At 59.4% G+C, this 22,010-nt stretch carries 19 protein-coding genes; 11 read left to right on the top strand and 8 right to left on the bottom strand.

Annotated features, from left to right (window positions below; all coding sequences use genetic code 11):
• Positions 1–250 precede the first annotated feature (250 nt).
• Positions 251–1,864 carry an ABC-F family ATP-binding cassette domain-containing protein gene (locus tag BLU78_RS12865; protein ID WP_010261066.1) on the top strand — a complete coding sequence of 538 codons (1,614 nt, stop codon included), beginning with the start codon at positions 251–253 and terminating at the stop codon, positions 1,862–1,864.
• 69 nt (positions 1,865–1,933) lie between these two features.
• Here BLU78_RS12865 and BLU78_RS12860 read toward each other — a convergent pair whose 3' ends face one another.
• The 4 genes from BLU78_RS12860 to BLU78_RS12845 all read right to left on the bottom strand — a co-directional run bounded on the left by BLU78_RS12860 (position 1,934) and on the right by BLU78_RS12845 (position 5,116).
• The gene (locus BLU78_RS12860) at positions 1,934–2,728 is read right to left on the bottom strand and encodes a gluconate 5-dehydrogenase (protein ID WP_010261064.1); all 795 of its coding nucleotides are present in this window, start codon (positions 2,726–2,728) and stop codon (positions 1,934–1,936) included.
• Positions 2,729–3,048: 320 nt separating this feature from the next.
• Positions 3,049–3,891 carry a 5-dehydro-4-deoxy-D-glucuronate isomerase gene (gene kduI / locus BLU78_RS12855; RefSeq protein ID WP_010261061.1) on the bottom strand — a complete coding sequence of 281 codons (843 nt, stop codon included), beginning with the start codon at positions 3,889–3,891 and terminating at the stop codon, positions 3,049–3,051.
• On the bottom strand, positions 3,888–4,211 hold the full coding sequence (locus BLU78_RS12850) for a hypothetical protein (protein WP_010261058.1): 324 nt from the start codon (positions 4,209–4,211) through the stop codon (positions 3,888–3,890). The genes kduI and BLU78_RS12850 overlap by 4 nt, the downstream gene beginning before the upstream one ends.
• 233 nt (positions 4,212–4,444) lie before the next feature.
• Complete coding sequence (locus BLU78_RS12845; protein WP_010261056.1) at positions 4,445–5,116, bottom strand: XRE family transcriptional regulator; 672 nt, start codon at positions 5,114–5,116, stop codon at positions 4,445–4,447.
• A gap of 141 nt (positions 5,117–5,257) precedes the next feature.
• Here BLU78_RS12845 and BLU78_RS12840 point away from each other — a divergent pair, with 141 nt between their 5' ends.
• The 3 genes from BLU78_RS12840 (at position 5,258) to BLU78_RS12830 (ending at position 8,443) form a co-directional block, all read left to right on the top strand.
• Positions 5,258–5,545: a hypothetical protein gene (locus BLU78_RS12840; RefSeq protein ID WP_010261054.1), complete on the top strand. Its 288-nt coding sequence runs from the start codon at positions 5,258–5,260 to the stop codon at positions 5,543–5,545.
• 207 nt (positions 5,546–5,752) lie between these two features.
• Positions 5,753–7,195 carry a phage terminase large subunit gene (gene terL / locus BLU78_RS12835; RefSeq protein WP_010261052.1) on the top strand — a complete coding sequence of 481 codons (1,443 nt, stop codon included), beginning with the start codon at positions 5,753–5,755 and terminating at the stop codon, positions 7,193–7,195.
• 153 nt (positions 7,196–7,348) lie between these two features.
• Positions 7,349–8,443: an NAD(P)H-dependent flavin oxidoreductase gene (locus tag BLU78_RS12830; protein ID WP_026020662.1), complete on the top strand. Its 1,095-nt coding sequence runs from the start codon at positions 7,349–7,351 to the stop codon at positions 8,441–8,443.
• Between the two features lie 58 nt (positions 8,444–8,501).
• Here BLU78_RS12830 and tsaD read toward each other — a convergent pair whose 3' ends face one another.
• Positions 8,502–9,524, bottom strand: a complete 1,023-nt coding sequence (tsaD, locus tag BLU78_RS12825) for a tRNA (adenosine(37)-N6)-threonylcarbamoyltransferase complex transferase subunit TsaD (RefSeq protein WP_010261047.1) — start codon at positions 9,522–9,524, stop codon at positions 8,502–8,504.
• 61 nt (positions 9,525–9,585) lie between these two features.
• On the opposite strand from tsaD, the gene BLU78_RS12820 reads away from it, so the two are divergent.
• The 7 genes from BLU78_RS12820 (at position 9,586) to tpx (ending at position 18,480) form a co-directional block, all read left to right on the top strand.
• Positions 9,586–14,199 carry a translocation/assembly module TamB domain-containing protein gene (locus tag BLU78_RS12820; RefSeq protein WP_044106307.1) on the top strand — a complete coding sequence of 1,538 codons (4,614 nt, stop codon included), beginning with the start codon at positions 9,586–9,588 and terminating at the stop codon, positions 14,197–14,199.
• 24 nt (positions 14,200–14,223) lie between these two features.
• Positions 14,224–14,898 (top strand): MotA/TolQ/ExbB proton channel family protein, encoded by a 675-nt coding sequence (locus tag BLU78_RS12815; RefSeq protein WP_010261042.1) that lies wholly within the window; start codon positions 14,224–14,226, stop codon positions 14,896–14,898.
• A gap of 6 nt (positions 14,899–14,904) precedes the next feature.
• A complete protein-coding gene (locus BLU78_RS12810; RefSeq protein ID WP_010261039.1) occupies positions 14,905–15,309 on the top strand; it encodes an ExbD/TolR family protein in 405 nt (134 codons plus the stop codon).
• 148 nt (positions 15,310–15,457) lie between these two features.
• Positions 15,458–16,147 (top strand): TonB family protein, encoded by a 690-nt coding sequence (locus BLU78_RS12805; RefSeq protein ID WP_020693538.1) that lies wholly within the window; start codon positions 15,458–15,460, stop codon positions 16,145–16,147.
• Positions 16,148–16,157: 10 nt separating this feature from the next.
• Positions 16,158–16,598, top strand: a complete 441-nt coding sequence (locus tag BLU78_RS12800; protein ID WP_026020661.1) for a DUF1573 domain-containing protein — start codon at positions 16,158–16,160, stop codon at positions 16,596–16,598.
• Positions 16,599–16,609: 11 nt separating this feature from the next.
• A complete protein-coding gene (locus tag BLU78_RS12795) occupies positions 16,610–17,923 on the top strand; it encodes an amidohydrolase (RefSeq protein ID WP_010261032.1) in 1,314 nt (437 codons plus the stop codon).
• 47 nt (positions 17,924–17,970) lie between these two features.
• Positions 17,971–18,480, top strand: coding sequence for a thiol peroxidase (gene tpx / locus BLU78_RS12790; protein WP_010261030.1), 510 nt, complete (start codon positions 17,971–17,973; stop codon positions 18,478–18,480).
• A gap of 65 nt (positions 18,481–18,545) precedes the next feature.
• Here the strand turns inward: tpx and BLU78_RS12785 are convergent, their stop codons facing one another.
• From BLU78_RS12785 to BLU78_RS12775, 3 genes are all read right to left on the bottom strand, one after another.
• Entirely contained in the window at positions 18,546–19,529 is a 984-nt protein-coding gene (locus tag BLU78_RS12785; RefSeq protein ID WP_010261029.1) for a YncE family protein, read from the bottom strand.
• A 55-nt stretch (positions 19,530–19,584) separates the two neighbouring features.
• A complete protein-coding gene (locus BLU78_RS12780; protein WP_010261027.1) occupies positions 19,585–20,787 on the bottom strand; it encodes a porin in 1,203 nt (400 codons plus the stop codon).
• A gap of 549 nt (positions 20,788–21,336) precedes the next feature.
• Positions 21,337–21,993, bottom strand: coding sequence for a RipA family octameric membrane protein (locus BLU78_RS12775; protein ID WP_010261025.1), 657 nt, complete (start codon positions 21,991–21,993; stop codon positions 21,337–21,339).
• Between the last annotated feature and the right edge of the window lie 17 nt (positions 21,994–22,010).

The following is a 22,010-nucleotide window of genomic DNA, read 5'->3' as shown; positions in this document are numbered from 1 at the left end:
GGCTTTTCGGCCTGGGCGTTAATTGAAAATCCCGTCCGGCCTCGCATCTGAAACCGGGTGTGTTATTAAAATTTTTAGCAAACGCAGCTCCCGAAATCCGTGCCCGGATGTCCCGGCCGCGGGATACCGGGACCGGATGCAAGGCCGGGATTCCGTGCCGAAAAGCGGCGATTCGGCCGATTTTTTGATTTCGGTGCGGTTTCCTCGTTCTTTTGGGCTACTTTTGTAGCTTCAAATTCAGATTTTAAGGATGATTACAGTTTCAAATTTAGAGGTACAGTACGGAAAACGGGTTCTTTTCAAAGATATCAACCTCAAATTCACCCCGGGCAACTGCTACGGTGTGATCGGGGCGAACGGGGCGGGGAAGTCCACGTTCCTGAAAGTGCTCAGCGGCGAGGTGACTCCGTCGAGGGGCAATGTGGCGTTCGGCTCGGGCGAACGGTTGTCGGTTCTCAAACAGGACCACTTCGAGTACGACGCATTTACGGTTCTCGACACGGTTCTGATGGGACATCAACCCCTGTGGAATACGATGAAAGAGAAAGAGGCGTTGTATGCCAAGCCCGATTTCTCGGAGCAGGACGGGCTTCGGGCCGGGGAACTGGAGGAGAAATTCGCGGAGATGCAGGGCTGGAACGCCGAGAGCGACGCCGCCAACCTGCTGAGCAGCCTCGGGGTCAGGGAGGCCCTGCACTACCAGTTGATGAGCGACCTGAGCGCTAAGGAGAAGGTGCGCGTACTGCTGGCGCAGGCGTTGTTCGGCAAACCCGACAACCTGCTGCTCGACGAGCCGACCAACGACCTCGACCGGACGACGATCGCGTGGCTCGAGAATTACCTGTCGAATTACGAAAATACGGTGCTCGTCGTTTCGCACGACCGCCACTTCCTCGATGCGGTGTGTACGCATACCGTCGACATCGACTACAACGATATCAACCTCTTTTCGGGTAATTACAGTTTTTGGTACGAGTCGAGCCAGCTCGCCCTGCGCCAGCAGCAGAACCAGAACAAGAAGGCCGAGGAGAAGAAAAAGGAGTTGTTGGAGTTCATCCAGCGGTTCAGCGCCAATGTCGCCAAATCGAAGCAGACGACTTCGCGCAAGAAGATGCTCGAGCGGCTCAATATCGAGGAGATCAAACCCTCGATGCGCAAATACCCGGGTATCATTTTTCAGCCCGAGCGCGAGGCCGGCACGAAGATCCTCGGGGTCGACGAGTTGTGCAAGACCGTGAACGGCGAACGGTTGTTCAGCAACGTCAGCTTCACGGTCGAGAAGGGCGACAAGATCGCATTCCTTGCGCGCGATCCGCGGGCGGTTTCGGCGCTGTTCGACATTCTGGTCGGCGACGACAAGGCCGATTCGGGTGTCGTGGAGTGGGGGACGACGATCAATTACGCCTACCTCCCGCTCAACAACGCTCCCTATTTCGAGAGCCAGCTTTCGATCGTCGACTGGCTGGCGCAGTTCTCGTCCGACACCTCGGAGTTGTACCTGCGGGGTTATCTGGGCAAGATGCTCTTCAGCGGCGAGGAGATTTACAAGAAGGTCAGCGTGCTTTCGGGAGGCGAGAAGGTGCGCTGCATGGTGTCGAAGATGATGATCCAGCAGCCCAATACGCTCGTGCTGGACTCTCCGACCAACCACCTCGACCTCGAGTCGATCCAGGCGTTCAACAACTCGCTCATCAACTTCAAAGGCAATGTGCTGCTGAGCTCCCACGACCACGAATTTGTCAATACGGTCGCCAACCGCATCATCGAACTCACGCCCAACGGCATGGTCGACCGATATATGGAATACGACGATTACATCACGGACGAGATCGTCGCCCAGCGTCTCGAGGCGCTGTGGGCATAGGATGCACACTATATGTAAAAATCCCCTGCTTCCAAAAGCAGGGGATTTTTCTGTTTAGATAGTTGCTCTTTACTGCGGCTGCTTGCCGATGTAGGCCAGGATGCCGCCGTCCACATAGAGAATGTGGCCGTTGACGAAATCCGAAGCGTCCGAGGCGAGGAACACGGCGGGACCCATCAGGTCTTCGGGCGTTCCCCAGCGTGCCGCGGGGGTCTTGGCCACGATGAACGAGTCGAACGGATGGCGCGAACCGTCGGCCTGACGCTCGCGCAGCGGAGCGGTCTGGGGCGTTGCGATGTAGCCCGGGCCGATGCCGTTGCACTGGATGTTGTACTCGCCGTACTCCGAAGCGATGTTGCGGGTCAGCATCTTCAGACCGCCCTTGGCTGCGGCGTATGCCGACACGGTCTCGCGGCCCAGTTCCGACATCATCGAGCAGATGTTGATGATCTTGCCGTGGCCCTTCTTAATCATCGAGGGGATGACGGCTTTCGACACGATGAACGGACCGTTGAGGTCGATGTCGATCACCTGGCGGAACTCCGCGGCGGTCATTTCGACCATCGGGATACGTTTGATGATGCCGGCGTTGTTGACGAGGATGTCCACCACGCCGACCTCCTTCTCGATCTGCGCCACCATGGCGTTCACCTGCTCCTCGTTGGTCACGTCGCAGACGTAGCCTTTGGCCTCGATGCCTTCGGCCTTGTAAGCGGCCATACCTTTGTCTACCAACTCCTGTTTGATGTCGTTGAAGACGATCTTTGCGCCCTGGCGTGCGAAAGCCGTCGCCAATGCGAATCCGATACCGTAAGAGGCGCCCGTCACGAGCGCTACCTTACCTTCCAGTGAAAAGTTTACCATAAGATTATCGTATTGTTTGAGAATATTTCAGTTGTTACTGCATTTCTGCCGGTTGTATTCGCGGTGTTTCACCGCGTATTCAAATCTGACCCACCCCCAAACCCCCGCCTCAGGCAGGGGCTTATCGCATGCGACCGGGATTTCACCCGGAATGCGGATGGACGATTCTTGACTTTTTCGCAACCGGTTCCCATAAAGTCCCCCTTCTCAAAGGGGGATTTAGGGGGATTGTCTGTATTGGGGACTTTCGAAAATAACAGACCGGCGATGAGGGGCGTTGGCCTGTTGACGGTCCGGTTTGCTGAAAATCCCCGGATGAATTATTTCAGGTCTGTTATTTTCGAAAAGTCCTGGTCGCCGTAGTCGAGGTTTTCGCCGCCCATGCCCCAGATAAACGTGTAGTTGTGGGTCGCGGCGGCGCTGTGGATCGACCATTCGGGCGACAGCACGGCCTGATCGCCCTTCATCCAGATATGACGCGTCTCCTCGACCTCGCCCATCAGGTGACATACGGCATGCTCTTCGGGCACCTCGAAATAGAAATAGGCTTCCATGCGGCGCGAGTGCACGTGCGCGGGCATCGTGTTCCATACGCTGCCGGGCAGCAATTCGGTCATGCCCATCTGCAGCTGGCAGGTCGGCAACACCTGATTCACGATCATCTTGTTGATGTTGCGGTCGTTCGAACCCTCGAGCGATCCCATGTGCGCAACCACGGCGTCGGCTTTCGTAACCTTCTTGTCGGGGTAGTTGCGGTGAGCCGTCGTGGAGTTGAAATAGAATTTCGCGGGGTTCTTGGCGTCCTTGCTTTCGAAAGTCACCTCGCGGTCGCCCGAACCGAGGTAGAGGGCCTCCTTGTAATCGAGTTCGAAAACGGCGTCGCCGGCCTTTACCACGCCGGGGCCTCCGACGTTGAAAATGCCCATTTCGCGGCGGGTCAGGAAGAACGGGGCCTTCAGCGGGTCGATGACTTCGAGACGAAGCGTCTCGGCGACGGGCATTGCGCCGCCGACGATCATGCGGTCGTACATCGAATAGACCATGTTGACCTCGTCGGGCGAGAATACTTTTTCGATCAGGAAATCGCGGCGCAGGCGCGCCGTGTCGTAACTTTTCGCATCCTGGGGATGCGCCGCGTAGCGGATTTCGTAATTGGTTTTCATATTAAGTGGTTAAATTTTAGTTTATTGCGGTCGTTCCGGCGGAAATTGGCTCCGATTTTCAAAATTGGTTCGCCAATTTCATCCTTGCAAAGATACAAAAAAATCCGAAATTGGTTCGCCAAAATCCGGAAATTATTGTCCGGAAGGGGAGTATGGCGGTTGGATAGGGGAAGGTGCTTTATTTGGCTCGCTTTTTTTCCATGCGGGTTGGTTGCTACTTTATTTGCCTCGCTTCGCTTCATTGCATTGCGCGCCGCTTCGGCGACTCCATCCCGGCGGCGGTAAAAAATCGCGTTGAATTGGCTCGCTCCGCTCCACATTCGTTTCGCGCTGCTTCGCCTTTTCCATGCGGATTGGTTGCCACTTTATTTGCCTTGCTTTGCTTCATTGCATTGCGCGCCGCGTCGGCGACTCCATCCCGGCGGCGGCAGTGAAAAATCGCGTCGCGCAGCGATCCCGGAAATAATCGGGGGAGCGACATTGCGTGCAAACCCGCTGTCGCTCCCCGTTGATTTCCGGCAATCGGAGATTGCGCGATTTTTCGTTGCTCTTGCTAACGGATGGAGTTCATCCTGATACTCGCCTTTACGAGTGCGATGGCGCGGATGCGCGCGATTTCCACGTCCTTGTCGGCGTGGTGGACGTTCTGGCTCACGAGCTTCACGTAACCCTCGCGGTCGGATTTCTGAATGTATTTCACCGTCACGTACTCTTCGCCGTCGATGTCGATCGACAGCAGGTACATGTCGCCCCAGAAGATGTCGTCGATGTCGTGCAGTTGTTTGTAAAGCACGATGTCGCCGCTTTTCAGCAGCGGGTACATCGAGTCCCCGACGATGTAGATTGCCCCGTCGCATTTCGGAAGGTTGGGGATGTGGATGAAATTGACGGGCTTGGCCTGCGCCCGGTCGGCGAACAGCGGCACCAGTCCTGCCGTGCCCTCGATCGAATAGAGCGGCACGCTTTGCAGCGGCAGCGAATTGTCCGTGCGGTGCATGTAGGCCGTCAGGTCGGGTTCGGCGTTGAACATGTTGCCCTTGCCGGTTTCGAGCCATTCGGGATTGACGTTCAATTCCTGAACCAGTATGTTGCGGTTGCGGGCCGAGAGCCCCGCCTTGCCGGTCTCGATCATCGAGAGCGCCGCCTTGCCGATGCCAAGTCGCTGTGCCAGCTGTTCTTGCGTCATCTCAAGCTGTTTGCGTATCAGTTTAACCCGTCCGTTCATGGCTTTCTTATTGGAATTATTGATATCAAATATTTGTACTTTTGTATTGAAAATTCAAATATTGAACTTATCTTTGTCCTGCAAAGTTAAACAATTTATTTTTATCTGCAAATTCTTTTGCAAAAAATCGGTTCATAATCAATGATCTATTCGGTTTCATCGGAACTTTACCTTGAAGTGGCCGCGCGTCTGGCGGAGGCCGTCGGGGGCGGAAGTTACTTTTCGGGTTCGCTCACGTTCCCTTTCGGCGACACGGAATGCCGGCTGACGGCCTCGGTGATCGTCTACCGGAGACGCGAGCGTTTGCCCGAAGGCGACCGGGACGTGATCGCCGACCTGGTGCCCGTGTGGTGGGAGTTCCACACCACGGGCGACGGCGGCGAGGTCCTGAACGACTTCTCGTTCTCCGACCTGCGGGCCTGCCTCTGACGCACCGCCCGCACTCCGGCCCCTCTTTTCCCGGCACGGCGCTGCCTCCGGAGTGCAACCCTCAAAAAACCTGCCCGCCGCGGCGCCGCGCATGGGTTTTTCTTTCACACATTATTTTACAGAATGGTTAAAACAACCGAACCGACCTCTGCGGGGCGCTCCTCCGCAGAGGTTTTTATGACCTGCGGGACGGCGCCTCCGAAAGATGTGCCGTATTCCGAAGGGCTGCCGACCGCTGCCGCACCGCCCTCCTTCGCCGGTTTCGCCCTCGGGGTCTATCCCTTTCTCGAACTGCAACCCTTCCACCGGACCTATTACCGCGTGCTGGAGGCTTTTGCCGCGGGACGCATCCGGCGGCTGATCGTCACCATGCCGCCGCAGCACGGCAAGAGCGTCGGGGCCACGACCCTGCTTCCGGCCTACGTGCTGGGGCTGGACCCCGACCTGCGGGTCGCCATCGCCTCCTATTCGGGGTCGCTGGCCTCGAAGTTCAACCGCCGCGTGCAGCGCATCCTCGAATCGCGGGAGTACGCCGCCTTTTTTCCCGACACCGCCATCAAACAGGGGGCAAAACCTCCGGGTTACATCCGCACGGCCGACGAGGTCGAGATCATCGGCCGCCGGGGCGGACTGCTCTCCGTCGGACGCGAGGGATCGCTGACGGGCAACCGCGTGGACTGCTTCGTGTTGGACGACCTCTACAAAGACGCGCTCGAAGCCAATTCGCCGCTCATCCGCGCCAACTGCTGGGAGTGGTACATCTCGGTGGTGAGGACCCGCATGCACAACGCTTCGCGCGAACTGATCGTCTTCACGCGCTGGCACGAGGAGGACCTGATCGGCACCCTCGCGGCCCGCGAGCCGGTCGAGGAGTTGCGCGCGTGGTCGCAGCTGGAGGGGCTGCCCGCCGACCGGTGGCTGCACCTCAATTTCGAAGCCCTGAAAAACGGCCCGCCTACGGAGATCGATCCCCGGCAGCCCGGCGAAGCGTTGTGGGAACAACAGCACGGCGCGGCCCTGCTGGCTGCCAAACGGCGGTTGGACCCCCTGCAATTCGAGGCGATGTACCAGGGACACCCCTCGTCCCGCGAGGGACTCCTGTACGGGTTGAATTTCGCCGAGTACGACGACCTGCCCCGCGAGATCGTCCGCCGCGCCAACTACACCGACACGGCCGACACGGGCGACGACTACCTCTGCTCGCTCTGCTATGCCGTCGACGCCGACGGGGTGATCTACATCACCGATGCGGTCTATTCGCGCGAGCCGATGGAGACGACCGAACTGCTGGTGGGGGAGGCGTTAGTGCGCTCCGACACGCGGCAGGCGGTCATCGAGAGCAACAACGGCGGCCGCGGCTTCGCCCGGGCGGTGCAGGCGTTGGCGCCGGGTGTAAGGATCGAGTGGTTCCACCAGAGCGCCAACAAGGAGGCCCGCATCCTTTCCAACTCGGCCACTGCCCTGCATCTCGTGCGGTGGCCCCGGGGCTGGAATTTCCGCTGGCCCGAGCTGTACGCCCACCTGACGACTTACCGCCGGAAGTTCCGCGCCAACCGTTGGCACGACGCCGCCGACGTGGTGACGGGCATCGTCGAGCGCGAAGCCGCGGGCCGGGACCGCAAGCGGGTCCGGGGCGTGCGGTTTCTGTGAGCCGCCGGAGGAGAGACCGTTGCCGCCCGGACGCGGCTTTTTGAGCGGCTTGTGCGTTAAGCCTGCGTTAAATATGTTCCCGCGCGGAATCAAACGACCCGATTTTCCGTACCTTGGCGGCGGTTATGTAACCGAATTTTGATACTAAACGGAATGAAATCACTGAAAATCGGAAATTTATGCGCCTCGATGCCCATTGTTCAGGGCGGCATGGGCGTAGGTGTATCCCTCGCGGGCCTGGCTTCGGCCGTGGCCAATCAGGGCGGTGTCGGCGTTATCTCGTCGGCAGGCCTCGGGGCGATCTATAACAACTACTCGAAAGACTATCGCGCAGCTTCGATCTGGGGGCTGAAAGAGGAGCTCCGCAAGGCCCGCGAAGCGACGCGCGGCATTATCGGCGTCAACGTCATGGTCGCCATGTCGAACTTCGCCGACATGGTGAAGACCGCCATCGCCGAGAAGGCCGACATCATCTTCTCGGGCGCCGGACTGCCGCTCAACCTGCCGTCGTTCCTGACCGAGGGCGCCAGGACCAAACTGGCCCCGATCGTTTCGTCGGCACGCGCCGCGAAGGTGCTGTGTCAGAAATGGTTCTCGGAGTACAAGTACATTCCCGACGCCATCGTCGTCGAGGGTCCCAAGGCGGGCGGCCACCTGGGTTACAAGGCCGACCAGATCACCGACGAGCACTACTCGCTCGAGGCGCTCGTTCCGGAGATCGTCGCCGAGGTCCGCGCTTTCGGGCGTGAGCACGGCTGCCACATTCCGGTGATCGCCGGCGGCGGCATCTACACGGGCGAGGACATCTATCGCATCATGGAGTTGGGCGCCGACGGCGTCCAGATGGGTACGCGTTTCGTCACCACCGAGGAGTGCGACGCCGATCCGGCTTTCAAACAGAGCTACATCGAGGCCCGCGAGGCGGATATCGAGATCATCCAGAGCCCTGTCGGCATGCCGGGCCGGGCCATCCACAACTCGTTCCTCGACCGGGTGAAAGAGGGGCTGAAACGCCCGAAGAACTGTCCGTTCGACTGCATCAAAACCTGCGACGTGACGCACAGTCCCTATTGCATCATGCTGGCCCTCTACAACGCTTTCAAAGGCAAGCTCCGCAACGGTTACGCCTTCTGCGGGGCGAACGCCTGGCGTGCCGAGAAGATTCAGTCGGTGCGCGACCTGATGACCTCGCTGCGGGCCGAGTACGAAGCCTTTTCGCTCAGGGACAAGATTCTCGGTGTGAAATAGCGTACCGCAATACGAATGAAAATCCCCGGCTCCGAAGAGCCGGGGATTTCTGTTTTTGCTAAAGCTCCTCGAGCCGCGCCACAGGCGAGACGTCGAGTGTGGCGAACTCGTCCTGCCTGTAACGGTAATATCCCGCCATGGCGATCATCGCGGCGTTGTCGGTCGTGAATTTGAACTCCGGGATAAAAGTTCGCCAGCCCCGGCGGCGGCCCGCTTCGGTGATGCCGTTGCGGAGTCCCGAGTTGGCCGAGACGCCGCCCGCGATGGCGATGTCGCGGATGCCGGTCTCCTTCGAGGCGCGGACGAGTTTGTCCAGCAGGATCTCGATGATGGTGGATTGCAACGAAGCGCAAAGGTCGGCCTTGTGCTTCTCGATGAAGTCGGGGTCTGCGGCCACGGCGTCGCGCAGCGTGTAGAGAAACGAGGTTTTCAGCCCCGAGAACGAGTAGTCGTAACCTTCGACATGGGGATGTGCGAAGCGGAACGCCTTGGGGTCGCCCTCCCTGGCCAGACGGTCGATCACCGGGCCGCCCGGGTAGGGGAGTCCCATCACCTTGGCGCACTTGTCGAAAGCCTCTCCCGCGGCGTCGTCGATCGTCGTGCCGATGATCTCCATTTCCAACGGGGAATCCACGCGCACGATCTGCGTGTGGCCGCCGCTGACCAGCAGGCACAGGAACGGAAAACCGGGATGGGGAAGTGCGCGGTCCGGCAGGTCGATGAAGTGCGAGAGGATGTGGCCCTGCAGGTGGTTGACTTCGACCATCGGAATATTGCGGGCGATCGAAAGGCCCTTGGTGAACGACACGCCCACCAGGAGCGATCCCACCAGTCCGGGGCCGCGCGTGAAAGCGATGGCGTCGAGCTGCGAAGCGTCGATCCCGGCCTCCCGGAGCGCCGTGTCCACGACGGGAATGATGTTCTGCTGATGGGCCCGTGATGCCAGTTCGGGGATCACGCCGCCGTATTTGACATGCACGGCCTGGGAGGCGATGACGTTCGACAGCAGCACGTTGTTGCGCAGCACGGCCGCCGAGGTGTCGTCGCACGAAGATTCGATGCCGAGAATTGTAATATCCATCCGGATTTATAATTGTTTTTTAACTATTTTCGTTAAATTTGCAGGTTATAACGATGTCCTGATGCGCAAAGGTATAAAAATATTGGGAAAGGTGTTCTCGGCGGCGGTTTTGTTGCTGATAATTCTTCCCGTTTTCCTTTCGCTGCTGCTCGACATTCCCGCCGTGCAGAACTTCGTGGTCCACAAGGCTGCGGAGGTGGTTTCGCGCAAGCTGGAAACCACCGTGTCGATCGACCGCGTGGACATCGGCATCTTTTCGAAGATCAAAGTCCAAGGCTTCTATGTCGAGGATTACGGGCGCGATACGCTGCTCTACGTCGGGAAGCTCGACGCCTATGTCACGGGCTTCGGCATTTTCGGCGGGGGCCTTGCGTTCAGCCGCGGCGAGATTGCCGACGCCAAGCTCTACCTGCGGCAGATGCCCGACGGGGAGATGAACATCAAACAGATCGTCAACCGCATGTCCGATCCCGACAAACCCAAAAAGGGCAATTTCAAACTCTCGCTCAAACGGGCCTCGATCGAGAACATGGACCTCTGCCTCGAACGGATCGACAGCATGGCGCCCGATTACGGCATCGACTTCTCGCACATGCACCTCTACGGCCTGACGGCCCGGGTGGACGACTTCACCATCGACGGGTCGGCCATCTACACCACCATTGCGGCCCTTACGGCCCGCGAGCGCAGCGGCTTCGTGCTGGACCACCTCGCGGGGCGGTTTTATATGACGCAGGGATGTCTGGGGTTCGAGGACGCCTCGATCGTCACCGCGCGTTCGAACATCCGGATTCCCTACATCTCGCTCGTGGGCAATTCGTGGGCCGAGTACAAGGATTTCCTCGGGCAGGTACGCATCGAGGCCGCCCTGCGCAACACGTCGGTCTCGACCGACGACATCGCGTGGTTCGCTCCCAAGCTGCGCGACTGGCATTTGGATTTCAGCAACATCGACGTCGAGGTCGCGGGCGTGGTGGCGGATTTCACGGCCAAGGTCCGGGGCATGCACATCGGCGAGGGCACGACGCTCGTGGCCGACGCCGTGGTGAAGGGGCTGCCGGACATCCGCGACACGTGGTTCGACCTCTCGGTGCCCCGCCTGCACTCTTCGGCCGAGGCGATGGACGGGCTGGCCTTCGGCATTGCCGGACGCAAGCTGTCGGATAAACTGGTCGGGATACTGGGCAATTCGGGCAGCATCGACCTCAATGCCCGCTTCCGGGGAAAACTCGCGTCGTTCGACATGCAGCTGGGCGCCGCGACCGAGGTGGGCGACGTGGCCTGCAACCTGCGGATGTCGCCGTTGAAAAAGGGTCTGAGCAGCGTGCGGGGCGACGTTGAGACGCGCAACCTGCGGCTGGGCGAGCTGCTCGACCGCCGCGACCTGCTGGGCAACGCCACGCTCACGGCCTATGTCGACGGCGTGATCGGCAAGGGCGTGGCCGACGCCAATGTCGTGGGCAACGTCACCCGGCTGGGCTTCAACGGCTACGTCTACGACTCGCTGCGGCTGGACGGCCGCCTGCGCAACCGGGAGTTCGACGGCCGCATCACGGCCCGCGACCCCAACCTCGATTTCGACTTCTTCGGACTGGTGGACTTCAACGACTCGGTGCCGCGCTACGACTTTACGATGGACCTGCGGCATGCCGACCTGGCGCGCCTGCACATCAACCGCCGCGACTCGGTGTCGCAGTTGTCGGCGCACATCGTGGCCAACGCCGGAGGGCGTTCGCTGGACGACCTGAACGGCCGCATCCAGGTGACCGGCGCCCGCTACCGGTACAACGACAAGGAGATCGAGGCGACGAATATGACCGTCACGGGCGAGAATTCCGAACGGAGCAAACTCGTGGAACTGCATTCGGATTTCGCCGATGCCACGTTCCGCTCCAAAACCAGCTATCGTACGGTGTTCGAATACCTGCGCCGGAGCGCGTGGAAATACCTGCCGATGCTGAGCGAAGCCCCGCCTGAAACGGGGCCTTCGGAGCGCAAGGCCGCGGTGGCGAACGATTTTTCGCTGCTCTCGGTCAACATCCGCAATTTCAACCCCGTGGCCGACGCCGTCTCGGCGGGTCTGCAGGTGGCCGACGGATCGTCGCTCCAGTTGTTGTTCAATCCGGCCAGCGACCAGCTCTCGCTCAAAGCCTCGTCGGAGTATGTCGAGCGCCGGCGGATGCTGGCCACGCGTCTCTCGGTCAATGCCTCGAACCGCGGCGATTCGCTGGCGGTCTACGCCTCGGCCGAGGACCTCTACGCCGGGGTGCTGCATCTGCCGCGCCTCTCGCTGACGGGCGGCGCCCGGCAGGGCCGCGTACAGCTTTCGGCGGGCTTCAACGACACGGTGCGCCGGGTTTCGGGCCTCGTGGGATTCCGGACCTCGGTGGCCGACGAGCACGGCGCCAACGGGCGTGTGGTGGACCTGCGGATACTCCCTTCGCACATCACCCGCGGCGACAAGACGTGGCAGATATATGCCCGTAAAATCCGGATCGACACGGCGCGGATCGTCATCGACAAGTTCTTCGTGATGAACCGTGAGCAGGAGTTGCTGCTCGACGGCATCGCCTCGCGCAGCCGCGAGGATTCGGTGACCCTCTCGCTGCGCAATTTCGACCTGTCGCCCTTCACGCAGGTCGCCGAACGCATGGGCTACGTCATCGAGGGCCGCACGAACGGCTCGGCGAAGATGAAATCGGTGCTGCGGGGCGGCGAGATTTCGGCCGACATCCTCTTCGACAGCGTCGAGGTCAACGACATCCCCGCGCCGCCGATGCGCCTGGCCTCGCGCTGGGACTTCGCCCGCAACCGGGCCGGCGTGACGGTGGTCGACCGTGTCAAACGCGACACGCTTGTGCGCGGCTTCTACGCTCCGGACCGGATGCGCTACTATGCCCGGCTGGATGTCGACAGCCTCGACATGGGGCTGCTCGACCCGATCCTGACGGGGGTGATCTCCTCGACCGAAGGCGTCGCTTCGGCCGACCTCGTCCTGCAGGGACAGCGGCGCGAAGCCGAACTTGCGGGCGAGATCCGCGTTTCGGGGCTCAGGACCAAGGTCGATTTCACGCAGGTCGCCTACTCGATGCCCGAGGCGGTGCTGTCGGTGAAGAACAACCGTTTCCGGGCTTCGAACGTCGCGGTGTTCGACCCCCAGGGCCACCGCGGGCGTTTCGATTTCGACATGAGCCTGCAACACCTGTCGAACATCTCCTACGACGTGCGGGTGGCTCCGCAGCAGATGCTCGTGCTGGATACCGACGCCGACGACAACGACGCCTTCTACGGGAAGGTCTACGCCACGGGTTCGGCCCGCATTTCGGGCGACAAAGGGGCTGTCCGGATGGATATTACGGCCTCCACCGACGGCAATTCGTCGTTCGTGCTGCCGCTGTCGAGCAAGTCGAACATTTCGAATGCCGATTTCGTGGTTTTCGTGCAGCCCGAGAAGACCGACACGCTCGACAACGTGGCGCGCAAAAAACTCCTTTTCGAACGCAAGCACCGCCAGCGTGCGGACGCCGCCAGCCAGATGAATATCACCATGGCGCTCGACGTGCGGCCCGATGCCGAGGTCGAGATCGACGTGGCGGGCAACACGGTGAAGGGGCGCGGTGAGGGGACCCTGAACCTTGCGATCAACCCCCGGGCGAACATTTTCGAGATTTACGGCGACTACACCATCTCCGAGGGCAGTTTCATGCTTTCGCTGCAGCAGATCATCAACAAACGCTTCACCATCGAGAGCGGCTCGTCGATCCAGTGGACCGGGTCGCCGATGAACGCCCTGCTGGACATCGACGCCGTTTATAAACTCAAAGCCTCGTTGCAGCCGCTTCTGCAGGGCACGTCGGAGAATCTCGGCGGCGACCGTTCGGTGCCCGTGGAGTGCATCATCCATCTCGGCGACCGGCTGTCGAACCCCTCGATCGGCTTCGACGTGCGGGTGCCCGGCTCCGATCCCGAGACCCAAACGCTGGTCACCAACGCCCTCTCGACCCCCGAGACGGTCGACACGCAGTTCCTCTACCTCCTGTTGTTCAACAGTTTCATGTCCGAGAACTCGTCGCAGGCCAACGCCAACATCGGCAGTTCGGTGTCGGCGGCCACGGGACTGGAGTTCGTGTCGAACATGGTGAGCAACTGGCTCTCGTCATCGGACTACAACGTGGTGATCCGCTACCGGCCCAAGTCGGAGCTGACGAGCGACGAAGTGGATTTCGGATTGTCGAAGAGCCTGATCAACAACCGCCTGTTCGTCGAGGTCGAGGGCAACTACCTGATCGACAACAAGCAGGCGGCGGTGAACAACAACTCGATGTCCAACTTCATGGGCGAGGCCTACATCACCTACCTGATCGACCGTGCCGGAACGCTCAAACTGAAAGCCTTTACGCAGACCATCGACCGTTTCGACGAGAACCAGGGTTTGCAGGAGACCGGCATCGGCGTCTACTTTAAGGAGGACTTCAACAACCTGCGGGACCTGCGGGACCGCATCCGGGAGCGTTTCACCAACAAGAGGCGCAAGGCCCGGCGCATGGCGCGCCGCACGACCCGCGCGGCCGAAAAAGCGGCCGAAGAGGCGGAAAATAGCCGCCGGCAGGAGCCTGCGGATACGCTTTCGCCGTTCGGAAACGTTAAGCATGAAGAGAATGAAAGAGACATATAAACTTAAATAAATTTTTACTCAATTATGATGACATTTTTGCAGGCTGCCGAGGCGGTGGCCGTTAGTGAGGAGACCCGCATGGGCTTGTGGACCCTGTTTACCAAAGGCGGCTGGCTGATGTGGCCGCTGCTGGCGCTGGGCGGCGTGACGATCTTTATCTTCGTGGAGCGCTTCATGGCCATCCGCAAGGCTTCGGTGCTGGACATGAACTTTATGAACCGCATCCGCGACTACATCTCCGACGGCAAAATCTCGACGGCCGTGAACCTCTGCAAGAAGACCGACACACCGATCGCACGCATGATCGAGAAGGGTATCGAGCGCATCGGACGCCCGATGAGCGACGTGCAGACCGCCATCGAGAACGTCGCCAACCTCGAGGTTTCGAAACTCGAGAACGGCCTGCCGTTCCTGGCCACGATCGCCGGCGGCGCCCCGATGATCGGTTTCCTCGGCACGGTGCTCGGTATGGTGCAGACCTTTATGGACATGTCCGCCGCGGGCGGCACGGTCGATCTGGGACTGCTGTCGAGCGGTATGTATGTGGCGATGGTGACCACGGTGATGGGTCTGATCGTCGGCATCCCGGCCTATTTCGGCTACAACTACCTCGTGGCGCGCATCGAGAAGCTGGTGTTCCAGATGGAGGCCAACTCGATCGCGTTTATGGATATCCTGAATCAACCCGTTCAAAAATAACGCATTATGGCAATCAAACACGGATCGAAAGTCGATAAATCGTTTTCGGCCTCGTCGATGACCGACCTGATGTTCCTGCTGCTGCTGTTCCTGCTGATCGCTACGACGCTCATCAACCCCAACGCCCTGAAGCTGATGCTCCCGAAGAGTTCGAACCAGTTGAAGGACAAGGCGATGACCACGGTGTCGATCCAGCAGAGCGGCCCGTCGTACAACTACTACGTCGAGTTGCAGAAGGTGCAGGGCATCGAGGGTGTGGAGCGGGCGCTGAAGGCGCGCCTCGACGGCCAGAAGGACGCCACGGTGTCGCTGCACTGCGACAAGACGGTGGCCGTCGACGAGGTGGTCAAGGTAATGAACATCGCCAAGGACAACAATTATAAATTAATACTGGCGACCACTCCACGGTAGGCCGGGCGAATGTGCGGACCGGCCGGCCGTTGTTGCGGCCTGTGGCCGCGTTTACAAGTCCGCCCCCCCCCAAAACCCCGCCTCAGGCTGGGGCTTATGTGCCGCGAAGCGGCAAAGTACGTTTCCGATTATTGGAGAATTTACGCTTATGTATTATTACGATCCCGATAATAAATCCCCGCGCAGGTGGGCGATGATCGCGGCGGCAGTCTATTGCGTGCTGCTGGCCGGTTCGTTCGTGCTGGTGTCGTTCGACGTTTCGCGGGTGGTGGAGAAGCCCGGTGACACGATCCTTGTCGACTTCACCGAACCGCCCGTTCCCGAGCCGCCGAAGCCGCCCGTAAAGGTCGCCGCCGAGCCCCGTGTGCACGACGTCACGGCTCCCGTGGAGCAGACGGCTCAGGTCACGGGCAAGGACGAGGTGACCCAGACGCCCAACCCCAAGGCGCTGTTCAAAATGAACAAGGGCGGGGCGGACGAACCCGACAATGCGGGCAATCCCCGCGCCCCGGAGGGTGAGGACAAGGCCAGCGGCAGCGGGCCGGGGCTCAATCCCGACGGGCTGGACCAGTTGGACCAGGGATTGAAAGGGCGCGGACTGGTGGGCAACCTGCCCAAGCCGTCGTATCCCGGCGAGAAGGGCGGCAAGGTCGTCATTCGCGTAACGGTCGACGCTTCGGGGCGGGTGACGGGTGCGTCCTACGAGCCGAAAGGCTCCACGACGGATGCCGCCGAGCTGATCGAGGCGGCCAAGGCCGCGGCTCGCAAAGCGCGGTTCACCGAGAGCCGCGCAACGGTGCAGGGCGGCACGATAACCTATATCTTCCGAATGGAATAGAAATTGAACGATGAAAATACTATTGCTGACAATCCTCGGTTGCCTGTGTTTCACGGCGGCAGACGCCGGAAAGCCCGCAAAGGGTGCGCACCTGAAGATGAACAACCCGACCTACGATTTCGGCGACGTGCCGCGCAAGGGCGGTGATCTGGTACACGAATTCAAATTCGTCAACGACGGTACGGCGCCGCTGGTCATCGTGCGTGTCATCACCTCGTGCTCGTGTCTCGGCGCGTCGTTCTCGAAGCGCCCCGTCGCGCCCGCCGATTCGGGGGTGATCCGCATTGTGTACGAACCCCACAAGAGCGAGCCGGGAGCCTTCAACAAGGTGATCCAGGTCTACTCCAACTCGGTGGACGGCCGCGACGTGATTACCGTGCAGGGCAACTCCATCGACAAGCCCCAGCGCGGCAAGGTCAAGACCGACAAGGTGAAGGTGAAATACAAATAATACCATATTATATGGCTATACTCTTTTCAAACGCGACGGTGCTGCCGATGACGGCCTCCGGCGACGAACCTCGGACCTTTACGGGTGCGGTGGGCATAGACGGCGACCGCATCGCGCTGGTGACTGCCTCGGAGACGGATGCCGCGGCGTTCCGCGCGGCGCATCCCGGGCTCCGGGTGATCGACTGCCGGGGCAAACTCCTCATGCCGGGGTTGGTGAACACCCACTGCCACGCGGCTATGACCCTGCAGCGCAGCTATGCCGACGACATCTCGCTGATGGCGTGGCTCCATGACTATATCTGGCCTTTCGAGGCGCACCAGACTCCGGATGACGTGGCGTTGGGCATGACGCTGGGCATCGTCGAGATGCTGCTGGGCGGCGTGACGTCGTTCGTCGACATGTACTATTTCGAGAACCGCTGCGTGGAGGTGGCCGAACGGCTGGGCATCCGGGCCCTGCTGGGCTGCAATTATTTCGATACGAACATCGACGAGGTGCTGCCGCAGGCTGAGGAGGCCGTGCGGCTGGCCGCCGCCGGGTCCGGACGGGTGCGGATCGCCGTGGCGCCCCATTCGCCCTACACCGTGTCGCCCGAGAATCTCGTGCGCGGCAAGGAGCTGGCCGACAAACACGGCCTGCACCTGATGACCCACATTTCGGAGACGCAGGACGAAGTGCGCATCGTGCGCGAGAAATACGGGCGGACCTCCGTGGAACACCTCGACCGGCTGGGGCTGCTGGGCCCGAAGACGATCGGCGCCCACTGCGTCCACGTGACCGACAGCGACATCGCAACCCTCGCCGCGCGGGGCGTCACCGTATCGCATAATCCGCAGAGCAACATGAAGATATCGAGCGGCGTGGCTCCCGTCGAAAAGTTGCGGGCCGCGGGTGCGCTCGTGACGATCGGCACCGACGGGACCTGCTCGAACAACGACCTCGACATGTTCGAGGAGCTGCGCACGGCGGCTTTCCTGCAAAAATCCGCGACGGGCGATCCCGTGGCGCTTCCGGCTTACGAAGCCCTGCGGCTGGCGACGGCGAACGGCGCCCGGGCGATGGGCTGCGCCGACGGCGGGCTGGGGGTGATCCGCGAGGGCGCACTGGCCGATGTGATCGTCGTGGATTTGCAGAAACCCCATTTGCAGCCCGTGCACAACGTCGTGTCGAATGTGGTTTACTGCGGCAAGGCGTCGGATGTCGAGACGGTCGTGGTCGGCGGACGGATCGTCGTCGAGAACCGCCGCATCGAAGGCGTCGACCTGCCGGAACTTTACCGCGGGGTGGCCGGGGCCGTGGCGCGGATCAAAGCGGCCCAATAGCCGGGTGGCATCGGAATTGTAAAATTCATTCAAAAAACAAACGAATTATGGATCACAAAGTAACTTTCGGCGGCAAGCCCGTAACGCTTGTCGGCAATCGCTGCAAGGCGGGCGAAATGGCCCCCGTATTTACGGTTATCGGCGCGGGGCTGCAGCCCGTATCGTCGGACGTTTTCCACGGCAAAGTGCGCATATTCAGCATTTTTCCGTCGGTGGACACTCCGGTCTGCTCGTTACAGAACATCCGTTTCAACCGTGAGGCTTCGAAGCTGGGCGACGACGTGGTCGTCCTGGCGCTGTCGGTGGACCTGCCCTTTGCGCAGAAGCGCTTCTGCGCCGCCGAGGGAATCGACCGCGTGCATGTCTTCTCGGATTACAAGGAGTTGGATTTCGGCATCAAATACGGCTTCGTGATCGACGAACTGCGCCTGCTGGCCCGCGGCGTGGTGGTCGTGGACAAGGACGACGTGGTGCGCTACGTGGAGTATGTGCCCGAGATCACCCACGAACCCGACTACGACAAGGCGCTGGCCGTCGTGCGCGAGCTGGCGAAATAAGCCGGTCCGGAAATGAAAAGGAGCGAATCCCTGCGGATTCGCTCTTTTTTTAAATGGGAACCGGATTATTTGATCTTCTCGTAAATGTAGACCTCGTGGATCTCGTTGGTGTATCCCTCGTCCGTGAAGGGACCCTGCGACATGCCGAGAATGATCTGCGTGCCGCGGTTGTTCAGCACGAGCAGCTCGTCGGTCACGGGGTCGATGCACAACCCTTCGATCTCTCCGGCACGCCGGAAATCCGACATCTCACGGAACAGGTCGAGGCGTCCGGCCTTGGCTCCGGCCGCGATCATCCCGGTGCGTTTGACGGGATTGCCTTTTTTGTCTAACTTTACGCTGAACGGCGTGTCCCTGACGACTTCGGTGCCCTCTTTCAGTCCCGTGTAGGGAACCTCGCTGATATCGGCAATGTAGATATTGTCGGGAATCTGATAGGTCGATTCTCCGTCGTCGGCGGCGAAGAGCATCTTACCGTCGGCGATGAAAATACCCTGACACCAGTAGGGCATCGGACGGCACTGCATTTTGGTGTAGTACTTGCCCGTTTCGAGGCTGTAACAGTACACGTAGCGGCTGTCCACCCAGTCCGACATCCAGATCATGTTCTTCTCGCGGTCCACGGCCAGGCCGGAGACCTCCACCTGCCCGGATTCGGCGCACCACGGAATATCCTCGATCCATTCGAGCGTTTCAGCATCGTATACCGAAATGGCGATGTTGTAGCCCCGGCCATACTCGAACTTCTCGTTGCCCGTATAGATCTTGCCGTTCCACACGTCGATGTCTCCGAAGTGGTTGGCCATCTCCGGATTCGGGAACAGGGGATTTTCGGCGGACTGGACATGTTTCTTCACGAGATTCCAATTCTTGTCGAACTTGTAAAGACCCCGCGTGTCGGAAACGTAATAATAGTTCTCGTCCGCGGCAATTCCCTGGCGTCCGGGAACTTCAACGACTTTCTTCAGGCGATATTCCGTACCGAGATGCTGTGCGCTCACCGTCGAAAAAGCGGCGATCGCTGCCAATGCAAAAAATAATTTTTTCATGGTTATGGACTTTTTTTAAGTTAGTTTTTTATCGTAGAACAGCTATTTCCAAAGCTTAGAATTTGAACAGTCCCATGATCTGAAGCTGCTCGGAGCTGTCGTATCCCAAAGCCTTCTTTGCGTCGCCGCTGTACATGAAATGTCCGTAGTTGACCTGGAATTTCAGGTTTTTGAACACCGAATACGTACAACCGATCAGTATCCGGTTATAGTTATTCGCAGTTCCCTTATTCACCTGATCTTCGTACATGTCCCAGCGAACGATCGGGAGGAACTTGCCCCAGTGCCAGCCGGCCAGTACATAGGCGCCGTTCTCTTTGACGACATCGGCTTTGTTGACCCGGCTCTTCATGTGCCCGTATTCGGCACGCAGATTCAGACCGCGGGGATTGTCGTACCAGGCGCCGACCACATAGCGGGTCATCGGGTTGTAATCGCCGCTGCCGACACCCTCGCCGCCTTCGAGTTTTTTGGACGTATATTCGCCCCAGTTGAATGTACCTTTGACATTGAAGTATTTGACCGGGCGGACCGTCAGACTGACATAGATGTCTTTCGACTTGTTGCTGTCGTCCTTGCTGGGAATGGAGCCGTTGGTGATGGCCACGTCATAGTGCAGATAGCTGAATCCCTTCCCCGAGTCGAAGACATCTCCCATGAACATGATACCCAGATCCCGTCCGTAGTCTACCAGGTTGTACTCGTAGGGATTGCGGCAGGCTATGCGGTAGACAATGTTCGAAAAGTCGACCGTCTCCAGCGTTGCGGGCGAAATGTCGTAATTCTCGTACCCCAGCGGCGTGAAGAACTGTCCGACGCGGACTTTGAATTCGGGCATGATCTTCCAGGTTGCAAAAGCGTCCATTACCTGTATGTTCTTCTGTCCGTTTCCGTTCGTCGAGCCGGAAATTCCGTTGAAGGCCTCTATCTGCAGCCGGAAATCCACCTTCTCGGCGACCTTGCCGTCCAGAAGCAGACGGAGCCGTTTTGCCTGGAATGATGAACTCGAACTTTTGTCGTTCGAAGTGTAATTCCATCCCGTCTGCAAATAGCCGGATACTTTCGGCAGGTTGGCCAGGATTTTCTCCCAGGTCGTCTGGGGCTGTGCAGCGGCGGGAGCTTCCGCCGTGACGGGAGGTTTCGCCGCGACTGTCCCGGATTCCGGAACCTGGTCTCCTTCCGGATTCGCCGACACGAGGGCAGGTGCCAGCAGGAGTCCGCTCAGAAAAAGAGCGATAAGTTTCGTCATTTTTTTCATAGGGCAAACGCTTTAGTTGGTTAGTGATAAAACGGTTAAACGGAAAATACTTTTATTGATATAATCGTGCAACTGAAAAGTGCAAATAGGGGCGCTGAAGCGACGAATGAGTTCAGCGATTATGCGTGCCGGACAGGCATTGGACCCCGATTTTCCGAGGGGGGGGGAATTAAACCGAAGCCGCCGGCTGCGTGCGGCGTCTCACCGGGGCTGACCTGGAAAACGTTCCCCGGGTTACATGTTTTCGATGTTCCGGGGTGTTTGAATATGCTTTGTCGGTTTATGTACATAGTCGGGTCGCCTGTTTCTGAATCGAAAGTAGGAATTATTTTTTAATTTCACAACGAAAGCGGTTGAAAATTTCTGAAAATTCCTGAAAATTGTCCTGATTGGGCTTTATTGTCCTCTTTGGGGGCTGTTTGGATGATTTTTTTCACCTCATCGGGCGCCCCCCCCCTGTGCTTTCGTGCGAAAATCGGCGGAACAGCCGGGCGGGGACGAAAAAGGAGCGAATCATCAGATTCGCTCCTTTTTTTCAGGTATTGTGTATCAGATGGTTTCCGTCAGCGACCGGCTGCGTCCCCACTTGTTGTACAGCGCCGAGAGGGCGATGACGAGGAAAGCGACCGGAATGAGTGCGAGAATCGCCAGCTGGCAGTAGTGGGCCGTTCCGCCGATGTAGCAGACGATGCTGGCGATATAGTGGAGGAGGAAGATGACGAACCACGCCGTCATCAGCACCGTTCCGATCGTGATATTGAGCCGTGAGGGGGAGTAGCGGCCCGCTTTCTTCGAAAAGAGGTTGCTGTTCATCTCCCAGGGACGGCACAAGGCACCCAGCCGATAGCGCTCCGGAATTTTCAGCCCGTCGGTCTCCTCGCGTTCGATCTCGAAAATGTAGCGTTCGTAAACCTCATACCACGCTTTCGACCCTTTGGCCATCATGATCCAGATGACGGCGAACGACATGCCGAGCAGCGCTGCGGCGCAGGCGATTTCGTTCACGACCAGCGGATTGGCCGCCGCGGGCCCGGCGTCGAGCAGTCGGGACGCAAAAACTCCGTAGAGGGTGAAACAGAGGAACTGAAAAACGGAGAGAAGGAACGACCGCCGCCACAGGTTCAGAACCTCGAAAGACCGGCATTTGTAGAATCCTTCTCTCAACTCCTTTAAAGACACTTCGTTGCTGTTGCTTGCATTTAGCATAGGCATAATAAGTTTTT

It is taken from the genome of Alistipes timonensis JC136 (genome assembly GCF_900107675.1).
GTDB lineage: Bacteria > Bacteroidota > Bacteroidia > Bacteroidales > Rikenellaceae > Alistipes > Alistipes timonensis.
Note: the sequence above shows the minus strand (reverse complement) of the source record. Positions and strands in the feature narration are given on the sequence as shown.